The organism is Rubrivivax albus, assembly GCF_004016515.1.
GTDB lineage: Bacteria > Pseudomonadota > Gammaproteobacteria > Burkholderiales > Burkholderiaceae_C > Rubrivivax > Rubrivivax albus.
In genome coordinates this window covers 185,249-198,303 of record NZ_SACT01000010.1, presented here as the reverse complement: position 1 = coordinate 198,303, position 13,055 = coordinate 185,249, and the positions used below count along the sequence as shown (strand labels likewise).

Genomic DNA, 13,055 nt, shown 5'->3' with positions numbered 1-13,055 from the left:
GTCGATCGAGGCGCTCTTGACATGCTCACATGTTAGCAATTAGAGTCGTTTACATGTTAGTGAATACCCGGCCATGACGGCCCATCCATGACGCCCGATCTCGCCATCGCCGTGCCGCCGTACCGCCTTTCCGGTGTCGTCTACGGCACGCTGCTGAACGACCCGGCGACGCTGGCCGCGCTCGGCGATGCCGTGCACGCCGCGCCGTACAAGGCGCCGCCCAAGGCGCCGGTGCTGTACCTCAAGCCCCGCCACACGCAGGCGCCCAGCGGCGCCGATGTCGCGGTGCCGGCCTGCGGTTCGCTGGAGATCGGCGCCACGCTCGGCCTGGTGATCGGCCACACGGCCTGCCGCGTGTCCGAAGGCGACGCGCTGGCGCATGTCGCCGGTGTCCTCCTGGTGGCCGACCTCTGCCTCCCGCACGCCGCCTGGTACCGCCCCAGCGTGCGGCTGCGTGCGCGCGACGGCTCCTGTCTGCTCGGGCCCGTTGTCGCGCCTGCGGCGAGGGTGCCCGATCCGAACGCTGTCGAACTGTCGGTTCGGGTCGACGGTGAGGTCGTGCAGACCGTGCGGTTCGACGGCCTGGTCCGCTCGGCCTCACGCCTGCTGCAGGACGTCACCGAGTTCATGACGCTGCGCCCGGGCGACGTGCTACTGCTGGGCCTGATCGCCGGCGCGCCGCAGGCGCGGGCGGGGCAGAATTTCACGATCGAGGCTGCGGGCTTGGGTGCCCTCGGCCGCCTCGAAGGCCGCCTGGTCGCTGAAGCCGCAGACACCGCGGAGGCTCACCCATGAAGACCGCCCGCGTCGCCTACGCCGGCGCACTGCACGACGCGCAGCCGCACCAGAGGGGCCTGCAGCTGGCCGATGGCCGCGTGCTCGCCGAATCCGACGTCGTCTGGCTGCCGCCGTTCGAGGTGGGCACCGTCATCGCGCTCGGCCTGAACTACGCCGACCACGTCAAGGAGCTCTCAAAGGAACTCACGGTCACCGCCAAGGACGAGCCGCTGGTGTTCTTCAAGGGTCCGGGCGCGCTGCTGGGCCACCGCGGCATGACGCGCCGGCCAAAGGACGTGAGCTTCATGCACTACGAGTGCGAGCTCGCCGTGGTCATCGGCGCGCCAGTGCGGAACGTCAAGGCGGCGGAGGCGATGGCACACGTGGCCGGCTACACCGTCTGCAACGACTACGCCTTCCGAGACTACCTGGAGAACTGGTACCGCCCGAACCTGCGGGTGAAGAACCGCGACGGCGCCACCGTGCTCGGCCCCTGGTTCGTCGATGCGGCCGACGTGCCGGATCCGCACGACCTGACGCTGCGCACGCTGGTCAACGGCCAGGTCACGCAGCAGGGCCACACGTCGAACATGGTCAACGACATCCCGTCGCTGATCGAGTACCTCAGCAGCTTCATGACGCTTCAGCCCGGTGACGTCATCCTCACCGGCACGCCGGACGGTGTGGTCAACGTGAACGTCGGTGACGAGGTGATCACGGAGATCGATGGCCTCGGCCGCCTGGTCAACACCATCGTGGGCGACGAGCCCTTCGGACGCTAGGAGATCCGCATGCGCATCCAGCACCTGATCGACGGCCGGGCCGTCGAGGGCCAGGACTACTTCGAGACGATCAACCCCGCCACGCAGGCCGTGCTGGCCGAGGTGGCCGCCGGCGGCGAGGCCGAGGTGAATGCCGCCGTCGCTGCCGCCAAGGCCGCGTTCCCGGCCTGGGCCGCGAAACCCGCGGCCGAGCGCGCGAAGCTCGTGCGCAAGCTCGGCGACCTGATCGCCGCCCACGCGCCCGAGATCGCGCGCACGGAAACGATGGACACCGGCCAGGTCATCGCACAGACCGGGAAGCAGCTGGTGCCGCGCGCGGCCGACAACTTCTACTACTTCGCCGAGATGTGCACCCGCGTCGACGGCCACACCTACCCGACGCCCACGCACCTGAACTACACGCTGTTCCACCCGGTGGGTGTGTGCGCGCTGATCAGCCCCTGGAACGTGCCGTTCATGACGGCGACCTGGAAGGTGGCCCCCTGCCTGGCCTTCGGCAACACCGCGGTGCTGAAGATGAGCGAGCTCAGTCCGCTCACCGCCGCGCGCCTGGGTGAGCTGGCCCTGGAGGCGGGCATCCCCAAGGGCGTGCTGAACATCGTGCACGGCTTCGGCAAGGAGGCCGGCGAGCCGCTGTGCCGCCACCCCGATGTGCGCGCCATCTCCTTCACCGGCAGCACCGTCACCGGCAACCGCATCGTGCAGGCTGCGGGGCTGAAGAAGTTCAGCATGGAGCTCGGCGGCAAGAGCCCGTTTGTGATCTTCGACGACGCCGACATGGCCCGCGCGCTGGACGCCGCCGTGTTCATGATCTTCAGCAACAACGGCGAGCGCTGCACCGCCGGCAGCCGCATCCTGGTGCAGAAGTCGATCTACGCCGACTTCGCGCAGAAGTTTGCCGAACGCGCGAAGCGGATCACCGTGGGTGACCCGCTGGACGAGCAGACCATCATCGGCCCGATGATCAGCACCGGTCACCTGGCCAAGGTGCGCAGCTACATCGAGCTCGGCCCGAAGGAGGGGGCGACGATGCTCTGCGGCGGCCTGGACGCGCCTGACCTGCCGGCGCATCTGGCCCAGGGCAACTTCGTCAGGCCCACCGTCTTCGCCGATGTGGACAACCGCATGCGCATCGCGCAGGAGGAGATCTTCGGGCCGGTGGCCTGCCTGATCCCCTTCGACGACGAGGCCGATGCCGTGGCCCAGAGCAACGACATCGCCTACGGCCTGTCGAGCTACGTCTGGACCGAGAACATCGGTCGCGCGCATCGCGTGGCTGCGGGCATCGAGGCCGGCATGTGCTTCGTCAACAGCCAGAACGTGCGCGACCTGCGCCAGCCCTTCGGTGGCACCAAGGCCAGCGGCACCGGCCGCGAGGGCGGCACCTGGAGCTACGAGGTGTTCCTGGAGCCGAAGAACGTGGCTGTCAGCCTGGGCGGCCACCACATTCCGCACTGGGGCATCTGACAACCGTCCGAGGAGACCGACATGGGCAAGCTTGCACTCGTCGCCAAGATCACCCACGTGCCGTCGATGTACCTGAGCGAGCTCGACGGCCCACGCAAGGGCACACGCCAGGACGCCATCGACGGCCACGTCGAGATCGGACGGCGCTGCCGCGAACTGGGCGTGGACACCATCGTGGTGTTCGACACCCACTGGCTCGTCAACGCCAACTACCACGTCAACTGTGCGCCGTCCTTCGAGGGCAACTACACCAGCAACGAGCTGCCGCACTTCATCAGCAACATGCGCTACGGCTTCCCGGGCAATCCGGAACTCGGCACCCTGCTGGCGAAGTCGTGCAACGACATGGGTGTGGAGACGCTGGCGCACCCGGCCACGACCTTGGGCCCGGAGTACGGCACCCTAGTGCCGATGCGCTACATGAACCAGGACCAGCACTTCAAGGTGGTCTCGGTGTCGGCCCTGTGCATGGTGCACTACCTCAACGACAGCGCGCGCCTGGGCTGGGCCATGCGCAAGGCCGTGGAGGACCACTACGACGGCACGGTCGCCTTCTTCGCCAGCGGAAGCCTGAGCCACCGTTTCGCGCAGAACGGCCTGGCGCCGGAGTACGGCTTCAGGATCTGGAGCCCGTTCCTCGAACAGCTGGACCGTCGCGTCATCGAAATGTGGCAGGCCGGCGAGTGGAAGGACTTCTGCGGCATGCTGCCGGAGTACGCCGCCAAGGGCCATGGCGAAGGCTTCATGCACGACACGGCGATGATGCTGGGCGCATTGGGCTGGAGTGCTTACGACGGCCGCGCCGAGGTCGTCACACCGTACTTCGGTGCGTCGGGCACCGGCCAGATCAACGCCGTGTTCCCGGTGACGCCGCAGGACGGGCGCGAGATCCCGGCCGCCGTGGCCTCGCGGGCCGACGGCTACACCTCCGTGGCCACGCGCCTGTAAGGGACCGATCCGCCATGCCACATCTGGTCATCCTCTTCACGCCGCAGCTCGAGCGCGAGACCGACATGTCGGCGCTGTGCCGCAAGCTGGCCGACACCATGCTGCAGGTGCGCGACGAAAGCGGCGCCCCCGTCTTCCCCACCGGCGGCACCCGCGTGCTGGCCTACCCGGCCGCGCACCACGCCACCACCGACGGCAGTGGCGACCACGCCTTCTGCTACTTCAACCTGCGCATGGGCCGTGGGCGCAGCGCCGATGTGCACCGGCGCTGTGGCGAGATGCTGGTCGACACGGCGCGAACGCACCTGGCGCCGCTGCTGGCGTCACGCCCGATCGGCCTGACGCTGCAGGTTGACGAAGGGCCGGAGGTCTTCGACGGCAAGTTCGGCAACCTGCATCCGCTGTTCCAGAAGAAGGACTGAACGTGCTCGATGCCACCACCATCGCCGCGCTGGCGCGCGAACTCTACGAGGCGCGCAAGGCGCGGCGCCAGGTGCGCCACTTCTCGAAGCGCCACCCGGGCATGACGATCGAGGACGGTTACGCCATCCAGCGCGAGTGGGTCCGGCTGGAGCAGGCCGATGGCCGCACGATCAAGGGCCGCAAGATCGGCCTGACCTCGCGCGCGATGCAGTTGTCCAGCCAGATCACCGAGCCGGACTACGCGCCGCTGATGGACGACATGTTCTTCGACCAGGGTGGCGACCTCCCGATCGAGCGCTTCATCGCGCCGCGCATCGAGGTCGAGCTGGCCTTCATCCTGGGCAAGCCGCTGAAGGGCCCGGGCGTGACGCTGTGCGACGTGCTGGCCGCCACCGACTACGTGGTGCCGGCGCTGGAGATCATCGATGCCCGCATCGAGCAGTTCGACCGCGAGACCAAGGCACCGCGCAAGGTCTTCGACACCATCAGCGACTTTGCCGCCAACGCCGGCATCGTGCTCGGCGGGCGGCCGGTGCGGCCCGACGCCGTGGACCTGCGCTGGGTGGGCGCCATGCTGTTCAAGAACGGCGTGATCGAGGAGACGGGCCTGGCCGCCGGCGTGCTCAATCACCCGGCTACCGGCGTGGCCTGGCTGGCCAACAAGATCGCCCCGCACGACGAGCAGCTGAACGCCGGCGACGTGGTGCTCGCCGGCTCGTTCACGCGACCCACCACTGCGGTCGCCGGAGACAGCCTGCACGCCGACTACGGGCCGCTGGGCACGGTGTCGTTCCGCTTCGTCTGAACGCCGGTCCGGGCGCCTTGGGCGCCGTGCAACGCCAAGAAGATCCGCGCTGGCGCGCCATCAGGCGTGTACTCGCCGTGGACCAGGCGCCGATCGGCCAGTGGATTGGCCTGGTCCGCGCCGACGCTGCCATCACCACGGCTTCGGAGCGTCTTGCGGAGTGCCTTCTGACTTGCCGCCTTCGTGCGCCAGAAAGCACAAAGCCCTGCGCTTTCACGCAAGGCTTTGATTTTGGTGGCTCCCCGACCTGGGCTCGAACCAGGGACCTACGGATTAACAGTCCGGCGCTCTACCGACTGAGCTATCGGGGAACTAAGCCCAAGAGTATAGCCTGAAAATTCAGGCGGTCTCCGTTCAGAGCGTGATGTTCAGCGCAGCCCGCCACGTGCGGGGCGCCAGCGGGTACAGGTAGGCGTGGCCGTACTGGTACGGCGATTCCTTCCACGCGCGCGCGTCGGCCACGTTGTCCAGGCCCAGACGCCAGGTCCAGCGCTGGCCGTCGACGATCCGGGCGTAGCGCAGGCCCAGGTCCACCCGTGTCCAGCCTGCGGTGCCCGCGCTGTTGTCCGGCAGCACCATGCGTTCACCCTCGCGGCTCAGGAAGCCCAGCACGGCCAGGCCGGGCAGGCGGTCCACGTTCCACGCCGCCTGCAGCTTCAGGCTGTGCGCTGGCACGTTGGTGGGCCGCAGGCCGTCCAGCGCCGGGTCGCTGGCGCCCTGGCGCCGCGCTTGCAGCCACAGGGCACTGCCACGCAGGTTCAGTGCGCCGGCGCGCCACTCCGCCTCCGCTTCGACGCCGCGGTGGCGGGCGATGCCGTCGGCGCGGCGGGTGCACGGGTCGTCGTCGCTGCAGCTGTCGCTGGCCAGGCCGGTGGACTGCAGGATGTCGCTCCAGACCGGACGGCGGATGTCGAACAGGGCGACCTGCCACTGAAGTCCGTCCCGCCGCTGCTTCAGGCCGATCTCGATCTGGCGGCTCTTCAGGGCCGGCAGCGCCTGGCCGGCGTTGAGGTAGCGGGCGCGGTTCGGTGCGACCTCCGATTCCACGCCTTCGCCCCAGCTGGCATAGGCGATCAGCGTGGGCGTGGCCTGCCACGACAACGCGAGCCAGGGTGTCGTGAAACCCTGCGTGTAGTCGGTGGCGCGGCTGCCGTCGGTGCGCACGCTGGCGCGCTGCAGCCGTGTGTGGCGCAGGCCGACCCAGAGCTGCCAGCGCTCGTTCAGGGCCATCACGTCCTGCACGCGCCATTCGGTGCTGCGTTCGCTGCGATGGGTGTTCTCGTCGGTCAGCGTGGGGTCGGGCGGCAGTTCGGTCCGGCCGTCCAGGCTGCCGACACCCACCCAGTTGTAGGCCTGCCGGCCGAAACGTGCCGTGGCGCGCGTGGCCAGCAGGCCGGTGCTCCACTGGTGCGTGACGCCGCCGAGCGTGTGGCGCCCCTGCAGCGCCAGGTCGGTGGCCGTGGTGGTGCGGCGCTCGCCTTCGCTGCGGAAGTCGTAGAGGTCGAAGCTGCCATCGCTGCAGTAGCGCGTGTAGTCGTCCTCGGCGCTGCAACCGAAGGGGAAGGCGATGCGGTCGTCGGTCTGCAGCCGCTGCTGCATGGCCTGCGCGGTGAACTGCAGTTGCGGCCCGAGTTCGCGCGTGTAGCGCAGCGATCCGGTGCGGCCGTCGAACACCACGGGCAGCGACCAGGCCTGGTTGTTGAGGTTCAGTCGCGGGTCGATCTCATCGGCATCGGGCAGGCGGTCGCTCAGCAGGCTGAAGCCGGGTGTGCTGGGCTGGCGCTGGCGGCTGACTTCGACCTCCGCTTCCAGCGTGCCGGCCGCGCCCAGTTGCCAGGTGCCGGCGGCGGCCAGCAGGCGCGCCTGGCCTTCGCTGTCGCGGGTGCTGGGGTCCAGTGACGTGACGCCGGCATTCAGGCGCCAGGCGAAGGCGCCCGCGCTGCGGCTGAGGTCGGCGCTCAGCGCCACGGTGCCCGGCTCGGTCCACTCGATGGCAGCAGTGGTCAGCGGCACGGCCGTTGGTCGCTTGACGACCAGGTTGACCAGGCCGCCCGGCGCGCTGGTGCCGGCCTGGATGCCGCTGGTGCCCTTGAAGAGTTCCAGCGCGGCCTTGTTGCCAGTGGGCAGCATGGTCTCGGCGTTGACGGGCAGGCCGTCGCGGCGGAAGTTGAAGCGGTTGTCCAGCGTGAAGCCGCGTACCGCCAGCTGGCCCCAGTAGCCCGGTGCGTTGTAGGCGTCGGTGAGGCCGGCATCCAGCCGCGTGATGTCGCCCAGGCTGGCGATGCCCGCGTCCTGCAGCGCGTCGGCTTCCAGCACGGTGGCGGAGAAGGGTGACCGCGACAGCGGCACGTCGCCGAAGCCGGCGACACCAGCGCTGGTGGCGCCGCGACTGCCGGTGATGGTGACGGTCTGGATGGACTGCGCGAACGTCGTCGCACAGCACAGGGCCGCGGCTGCGGCAAGCAGTGTGGGTCGTGTGTTGCTCATCGTGTTTCCCAGCGACGAGCAGGTGGGCAAACACGGGGCAGGCGGGAAGCCGATGGAGCCGGCCGGCCTGCGATTCGAGCCTGCTTCCCTGCGCGAGGATTACCTCAATCAGGTTCAAAGGGACTTTCTCAGCCGACCTGCGCGTGCAGGCCAGCACCCCTAGCGAGCCGCGATGATAGCGTGCATGAAAAAAGGGCCCGCAGCGCGGGCCCTTGATGTGGCGGACAGCCAAGGCGTTCAGTCGAACACCGGCGTTTCCACGCCCAGCACCTTGTGCAGCTTGGGGCTGGTTGTCGTGTACTGCAGCAGCACGCGCTTCTCCGGGAAGATGTACGGGCTCGCGCCGAAGGCAGCCAGCGCGGCCTCGTGGAAGCCCGACAGGATCAGCTTCTTCTTGCCCGGGTAGGTGTTGACGTCGCCCACGGCGAAGATGCCGGGGATGCTGGTCTCGAACTTCTCGGTGTCGACGACGATCTGCTTGCGCTCCAGCGCCAGGCCCCATTCGGCAATGGGCCCCAGCTTGGGGCTGAGGCCGAAGAAGACCATCAGCACGTCCATCGGCACCACGCGGGTGACGCCGTCGCCGCCGGTGACCTTCAGGCTCGTCATGCGGCCGTCGGCCTCCTCGAAGCCGGTGACCTGGCCGACCATGAACTGCATCTCGTAGGCGTCGCACAGTTCCTTCATCTTCGCGACGCTGGCCGGCGCGGCCTTGAAGCCGTCGCGCCGGTGCACGAGGATGACGCTCTCGGCCTTGTTCGGGCCTTCCTGGACGAAGTTCAGCGTCCAGTCCAGCGCCGAGTCACCGCCGCCGACGATGACCAGGTTCTTGCCCGCGAACTGCGCCGGGTTGCGCACGCGGTAGAACAGCTGTGTGCCGTCGAAGCGCTCGATGCCGTCCACCTTCAGCGTGCGCGGCTGGAACGAGCCCACGCCGCCGGCGATGAAGATGGTCTTGGTGACGAAGCGCGTGCCCTTGCTGGTCTCGACGTCGAAGCGACCGTCCTCGCGCTTGGCCACCACCGTGACCTCCTGGCCCAGGTGGAAGGTGGCGCCGAAGGGCTCGATCTGCTTGAGCAGGTTGTCTGTGAGCTCCTTGCCGGTGCACACCGGCACGGCCGGGATGTCGTAGATCGGCTTGTCGGGGTACAGCTCGATGCACTGGCCGCCGGGGTAGGCCAGGCTGTCGATGATGTGCGCCTTGATCTCCAGGAGGCCAAGCTCGAAGACCTGGAACAGGCCCACGGGGCCCGCGCCGACGATGACGGCGTCGGTCTCGATGGGCCCGTCGTGGGCCTGGGCGGTGTCGGCGACCGCGGGGGTGGCAGTGGGTTCCATTCTGTTCAGCGGATCAGCTGGTCGAGCTTGTCCTTCTTGTCCTTCCACTCGTCGGCGTCCGGCAGCGGGCCCTTGCGCTTGGTGATGCTGGGCCACTTGCGCGACAGGTCGGCGTTGAGCTGGACGAAGGACAACTGGTCGGCCGGCACGTCCTCTTCCGGCAGGATCGCGTTGACCGGGCACTCGGGGATGCACACGGCGCAGTCGATGCACTCGTCGGGGTCGATGACCAGGAAGTTGGGGCCTTCGCGGAAGCAGTCCACGGGACACACGTCGACGCAGTCGGTGTACTTGCAGCGGATGCAGGATTCGAGGACGACGTGGGTCATGCGATGAACTCTGGAAGGACGTGGATGCACCGGGCCCGCGCGGCCCGACGGCGAAACACTCGATTTTATGCGGTGCGGGTTTGCACCGAATCTTGACCGCAATCAACCTGGGGGCGGATAGGTGCCCCGGTATCGCGGTCGGCCCGGCGTGTCGCCAGCGGCCTGGCGCCGGCGCCCACGGTCACCACCGTGGGCCGGCCGGCGTGCAGCACGCTGGCGGCGGCCAGCGTGGCCGACGTGTGGTCGCTGGCCAGCTGGTCGGGCCAGCCGGCGCGCGAGACCACGCACGCCGGCGTGTCCGGCGCCCAGCCCGCGGCCAGCAACCGGCGGCCCAGGGCGCCGAGCTGGCGGCCGGCCATGTAGAAGACCTCGGTGTCGGCCTGCTGCGCGGCGCGCAGTGCGCCTTCGCGGGTCATGGCGGTGGACAGGGCCACGCTGCGGCCAGCGCCGCGGCGGGTGAGCGGGCGCAGCGTGTCGGCGGCAGCGGCCAGGGCGGCGGTGACGCCAGGCACGACCTCGGCGGCGATGCCGTGCGCGGCCAGCGCCTGCAGCTCCTCCTCCAGGCGGCCGAAGACGCTGGGGTCGCCACCCTTGAGGCGCACCACCACGGCATGCTGACGGGCCAAGGCCACCAGCATGGCATCGATGGTGGCCTGCCCGGTGGCCTGGCGAAAGCCGCGCTTGCCCACGTCCACCCAGCGCGCCTGCGGTGCGAGTTCACGCAGGGCCGGGTCGGTGAGGGCGTCGAACAGCACCACATCGGCACGGCCCAGCCAGCGCGCGCCGCGCAGCGTGATCAGGTCCGCAGCGCCGGGGCCGGCACCGACGAAGACCACGGTGCCCGGGGTCGTGCTGGCCGTCATGCCGAGGCCACCTCGGGCCGCAGGTGCAGACCGCATTCCTTGGCCGCCCCCTGTTCCCACCACCAGCGGCCGGCCCGCGGGTCTTCCCCGGCCGACACGGCGCGTGTGCAGGGCGCGCAGCCGATGCTGGGGAACCACTGGTCGTGCAGGTCGTTGTAGGGCACGTCGTGGCGCTGCACGTAGGCCCAGACGTCGGCCTCGGTCCAGTCCGCCAGCGGGTAGAACTTCTCGCGGCCGTCGTCCTCCAGCGCGTAGAAGGGCACGTGGCGGCGCTCGGCCGACTGCTCCCGACGCAGGCCGGTAACCCAGGCGCTGCGGCCCTGCAGCAGGCGCTCCATCGGCTCGAGCTTGCGCAGCGCGCAGCAGGCGCGGCGCAGGTCCACGCTGTCGTACATCGCGCGTTCGCCATGACGGCCGACGAACTGCACCACGGCCTCCTGCCGTGGGCGGAAGACCTCCACGGCGATGCCATAGCGGGCCTCGATGCGCGGGATCATCGCCAGCGTCTCGGCGTGCAGTGCGCCGGTGTCCAGCGTGGCCACCGCCACAGGCAGCTTCAGCCGCGCCACCATGTCGGTCAGCACCATGCCTTCGACGCCCAGGCTGTTGGCCTGCACGATGCGGCCGGCATGGTCCTCGGCAGCCTCGCGCAGCAGGGCCTCGGCGTGGGCCACGCGCGCCTCGAAGCCGCGCGTCTTGCGCGCCAGGCGTTGCACGATCGTGGTCATGCGTGCACGCTGCGGTGCGGGTCCGCCTGGTAGTGACCGGGGAAGAAGCCCAGCGCGCGGTCGGCGGCGGCCATGTTCTGGCCGGCCACCAGCTGCGCTGCGTCGAAGCCGCAGCGGCGCAGCAGCGGCAGCATGTCCAGCATCACCTCGCCGGTCGCAATGATCTCGCCGGCGTACTTGAGCCGGCCGCGCAGCACCACGGCCTGCGAATAGGCGCGGCCGTCCACCCACTTCGGGAAGTGCAGTGACACGGCCGGGGCCTCGCGCAGAGCGTCGGCGTGGGCCGCCACGTCGTCGGTGTTGGCCAGCGTCACCGTGCCGTGGGGGAGGGCGTCGTCGGGGTTCAGGAAGCGCATGTCGGTGGTCCGGAATCAGGCGGCATCGGCCGCGGCGGTCGCACGGCGGGCGGCATCGGCCGCGGCGCGGAACGGGGGCACGCCCAGGCGGCGCACCACGTCGACGAAGCGCTCGCTGCCCTGGCGCTCGCGGCGGTAGACGTCGATCAGCGCTTCCAGCACGTCGGGCACCTCGTCGGCGGCGAACGACGGGCCGATGACCTTGCCGGCCACCGCCGCGCCGCCGCGTGCGCTGCCGTCGGCGCCGCCCAGCGTGACCTGGTACCACTCGCTGCCGTCCTTGTCGACGCCGAGGATGCCGATGTGGCCGCTGTGGTGGTGGCCGCAGCTGTTGATGCAGCCGCTCAGGTGCAGGTCCACGTCGCCGATGTCGAGCTGCTCGTCCAGGTCCTCGAAGCGCCCCTGGATGGCCGCGGCCACCGGGATCGAGCGGGCGTTGGCCAGCGCGCAGAGGTCGCCACCCGGGCAGGCGATCATGTCGGTCAGCAGGCCGATGTTGGGCGTGGCGAAGCCGGCGGCGCGCGCGGCTTCCCACAGCGCCGGCAGCTGGTCGTGGCGCACCCAGGGCAGGAGCAGGTTCTGTTCGTGAGTGACGCGCAGCTCGCCGAGGCTGAAGCGTTCGGCCAGCGCTGCGGCACCCTCCATCTGCGCGGCCGTCACGTCCCCCGGCGGCTGGCCGGCGCGCTTGAGCGACAGCGTCACGGCGCGGTAGCCGGCCACGCGGTGCGCGTGCACGTTGCGTTCCAGCCAGCGCAGGTAGGCCGGCGGCAGGTCCTCGCGCGGCGGCTGTTCGCCATGCGGCGCCTGCGCGGCGCGGCGCATGTCGGCGGGCTCGGTGAAGCTGGCGGCCACGCGGTCCAGTTCGGCCTGCGGGATCGTCGGCGCGCCGTCGGCCAGCAGCTGCGCGTACTCGCGCTGCACGTCGTCCACGAAACGCTGGCCCTCGGCCTTGACCAGGATCTTCAGCCGCGCCTTGTAGGCGTTGTCACGCCGGCCATGCAGGTTGTAGACGCGCACGATGGCCTCGATGAAGACCAGGATGCGTGCCCACGGCACGAAGGCTGCCACCTCGGTAGCGATGACCGGTGTGCGGCCCATGCCACCGCCGGCCAGCACGCGGAAGCCCACGGCGCCCCGCGCATCACGCAGCAGCTGCAGGCCGATGTCGTGCCAGGCGATGGCGGCGCGGTCCTCGCGGGCGCCGATGACGGCAATCTTGAACTTGCGCGGCAGGAAGGCGAACTCCGGGTGGAGCGTGCTCCACTGGCGCAGCAGTTCGCAGTAGGGGCGCGGATCCACCACCTCGTCGGGGGCGATGCCGGCCAGCGCATCGGTGGTGACGTTGCGGATGCAGTTGCCGCTGGTCTGGATGCCGTGCATGTCGACCTCGGCCAGCAGGTCCATCACGTCGGCGGCGCGGTCCAGCGGGATCCAGTTGAACTGGAGGTTCTGGCGGGTGGAAAAATGGCCGAAGCCGCCACGCTCGGTGGGCGTGCCGACATCCTGGTGGTCGTGTTCGCGGGCGATGCGCGCCAGCGTGCGCAGCTGGGATGCCGACAGCACGCCGTAGGGCACGGCTACGCGCAGCATCGGCGCGTGGCGCTGCACGTACCAGCCGTTCTGCAGGCGCAGCGGGCGGAAGTGGTCCTCGCTGAGCTCGCCGCGCTGCCAGCGCTGGAGCTGGTCGCGGAACTGGGCGGCGCGGGCCCGCACGAAGGCACGGTCGAAGTCGGTGGGACGGTACATGGCAGG

General features: G+C 69.8%; 13 protein-coding genes, 1 tRNA gene and 1 riboswitch. Of the genes, 6 read left to right on the top strand and 8 right to left on the bottom strand.

Going from position 1 to position 13,055, the window contains the following annotated elements:
• Window positions 1–87 precede the first annotated feature (87 nt).
• The 6 genes from ENE75_RS22775 to hpaH are packed head-to-tail and all read left to right on the top strand — an operon-like array spanning window position 88 to window position 5,202.
• A complete protein-coding gene (locus ENE75_RS22775; RefSeq protein ID WP_128201001.1) occupies window positions 88–795 on the top strand; it encodes a fumarylacetoacetate hydrolase family protein in 708 nt (235 codons plus the stop codon).
• Window positions 792–1,559, top strand: coding sequence for a fumarylacetoacetate hydrolase family protein (locus tag ENE75_RS22770; protein WP_128200999.1), 768 nt, complete (start codon window positions 792–794; stop codon window positions 1,557–1,559). Before ENE75_RS22775 ends, ENE75_RS22770 begins: the two co-directional genes overlap by 4 nt.
• A gap of 9 nt (window positions 1,560–1,568) precedes the next feature.
• Window positions 1,569–3,026, top strand: a complete 1,458-nt coding sequence (gene hpaE / locus ENE75_RS22765; RefSeq protein WP_128200997.1) for a 5-carboxymethyl-2-hydroxymuconate semialdehyde dehydrogenase — start codon at window positions 1,569–1,571, stop codon at window positions 3,024–3,026.
• A gap of 21 nt (window positions 3,027–3,047) precedes the next feature.
• A complete protein-coding gene (gene hpaD, locus ENE75_RS22760) occupies window positions 3,048–3,974 on the top strand; it encodes a 3,4-dihydroxyphenylacetate 2,3-dioxygenase (RefSeq protein WP_128200995.1) in 927 nt (308 codons plus the stop codon).
• Window positions 3,975–3,988: 14 nt separating this feature from the next.
• A complete protein-coding gene (locus tag ENE75_RS22755; protein WP_128200993.1) occupies window positions 3,989–4,396 on the top strand; it encodes a 5-carboxymethyl-2-hydroxymuconate Delta-isomerase in 408 nt (135 codons plus the stop codon).
• A gap of 2 nt (window positions 4,397–4,398) precedes the next feature.
• Window positions 4,399–5,202, top strand: coding sequence for a 2-oxo-hept-4-ene-1,7-dioate hydratase (hpaH, locus tag ENE75_RS22750; protein ID WP_128200992.1), 804 nt, complete (start codon window positions 4,399–4,401; stop codon window positions 5,200–5,202).
• A gap of 235 nt (window positions 5,203–5,437) precedes the next feature.
• Here hpaH and ENE75_RS22745 read toward each other — a convergent pair.
• The 8 genes from ENE75_RS22745 to ENE75_RS22710 form a co-directional block, all read right to left on the bottom strand.
• Window positions 5,438–5,513, bottom strand: a tRNA-Asn gene (locus tag ENE75_RS22745).
• 43 nt (window positions 5,514–5,556) lie between these two features.
• On the bottom strand, window positions 5,557–7,689 hold the full coding sequence (locus ENE75_RS22740) for a TonB-dependent siderophore receptor (protein WP_128200990.1): 2,133 nt from the start codon (window positions 7,687–7,689) through the stop codon (window positions 5,557–5,559).
• Between the two features lie 68 nt (window positions 7,690–7,757).
• Window positions 7,758–7,860: riboswitch (TPP riboswitch) on the bottom strand.
• A gap of 66 nt (window positions 7,861–7,926) precedes the next feature.
• Window positions 7,927–9,027, bottom strand: a complete 1,101-nt coding sequence (locus ENE75_RS22735) for an NAD(P)/FAD-dependent oxidoreductase (RefSeq protein WP_128200988.1) — start codon at window positions 9,025–9,027, stop codon at window positions 7,927–7,929.
• Window positions 9,028–9,032: 5 nt separating this feature from the next.
• Window positions 9,033–9,356: a ferredoxin FdxA gene (fdxA, locus tag ENE75_RS22730; RefSeq protein ID WP_128200986.1), complete on the bottom strand. Its 324-nt coding sequence runs from the start codon at window positions 9,354–9,356 to the stop codon at window positions 9,033–9,035.
• A gap of 65 nt (window positions 9,357–9,421) precedes the next feature.
• Window positions 9,422–10,219 carry a uroporphyrinogen-III C-methyltransferase gene (cobA, locus tag ENE75_RS22725; RefSeq protein WP_128200984.1) on the bottom strand — a complete coding sequence of 266 codons (798 nt, stop codon included), beginning with the start codon at window positions 10,217–10,219 and terminating at the stop codon, window positions 9,422–9,424.
• On the bottom strand, window positions 10,216–10,947 hold the full coding sequence (locus ENE75_RS22720; protein WP_128200982.1) for a phosphoadenylyl-sulfate reductase: 732 nt from the start codon (window positions 10,945–10,947) through the stop codon (window positions 10,216–10,218). Before ENE75_RS22720 ends, cobA begins: the two co-directional genes overlap by 4 nt.
• Window positions 10,944–11,303 (bottom strand): DUF934 domain-containing protein, encoded by a 360-nt coding sequence (locus ENE75_RS22715; RefSeq protein ID WP_128200980.1) that lies wholly within the window; start codon window positions 11,301–11,303, stop codon window positions 10,944–10,946. The genes ENE75_RS22720 and ENE75_RS22715 overlap by 4 nt, the downstream gene beginning before the upstream one ends.
• Before the next feature lie 15 nt (window positions 11,304–11,318).
• Window positions 11,319–13,049, bottom strand: a complete 1,731-nt coding sequence (locus ENE75_RS22710; RefSeq protein WP_128200978.1) for a nitrite/sulfite reductase — start codon at window positions 13,047–13,049, stop codon at window positions 11,319–11,321.
• Window positions 13,050–13,055: the final 6 nt, after the last annotated feature.

Bases quoted from the DNA above. Each gene is read 5' to 3' on its own strand.
- ENE75_RS22775 (WP_128201001.1), top strand. From the start codon at position 88: ATGACGCCCGATCTCGCCATCGCCGTGCCGCCGTACCGCCTTTCCGGT.
- ENE75_RS22770 (WP_128200999.1), top strand. From the start codon at position 792: ATGAAGACCGCCCGCGTCGCCTACGCCGGCGCACTGCACGACGCGCAG.
- hpaE (WP_128200997.1), top strand. From the start codon at position 1,569: ATGCGCATCCAGCACCTGATCGACGGCCGGGCCGTCGAGGGCCAGGAC.
- hpaD (WP_128200995.1), top strand. From the start codon at position 3,048: ATGGGCAAGCTTGCACTCGTCGCCAAGATCACCCACGTGCCGTCGATG.
- ENE75_RS22755 (WP_128200993.1), top strand. From the start codon at position 3,989: ATGCCACATCTGGTCATCCTCTTCACGCCGCAGCTCGAGCGCGAGACC.
- ENE75_RS22740 (WP_128200990.1), bottom strand. From the start codon at position 7,689: ATGAGCAACACACGACCCACACTGCTTGCCGCAGCCGCGGCCCTGTGC.
- ENE75_RS22735 (WP_128200988.1), bottom strand. From the start codon at position 9,027: ATGGAACCCACTGCCACCCCCGCGGTCGCCGACACCGCCCAGGCCCAC.
- fdxA (WP_128200986.1), bottom strand. From the start codon at position 9,356: ATGACCCACGTCGTCCTCGAATCCTGCATCCGCTGCAAGTACACCGAC.
- cobA (WP_128200984.1), bottom strand. From the start codon at position 10,219: ATGACGGCCAGCACGACCCCGGGCACCGTGGTCTTCGTCGGTGCCGGC.
- ENE75_RS22720 (WP_128200982.1), bottom strand. From the start codon at position 10,947: ATGACCACGATCGTGCAACGCCTGGCGCGCAAGACGCGCGGCTTCGAG.
- ENE75_RS22715 (WP_128200980.1), bottom strand. From the start codon at position 11,303: ATGCGCTTCCTGAACCCCGACGACGCCCTCCCCCACGGCACGGTGACG.
- ENE75_RS22710 (WP_128200978.1), bottom strand. From the start codon at position 13,049: ATGTACCGTCCCACCGACTTCGACCGTGCCTTCGTGCGGGCCCGCGCC.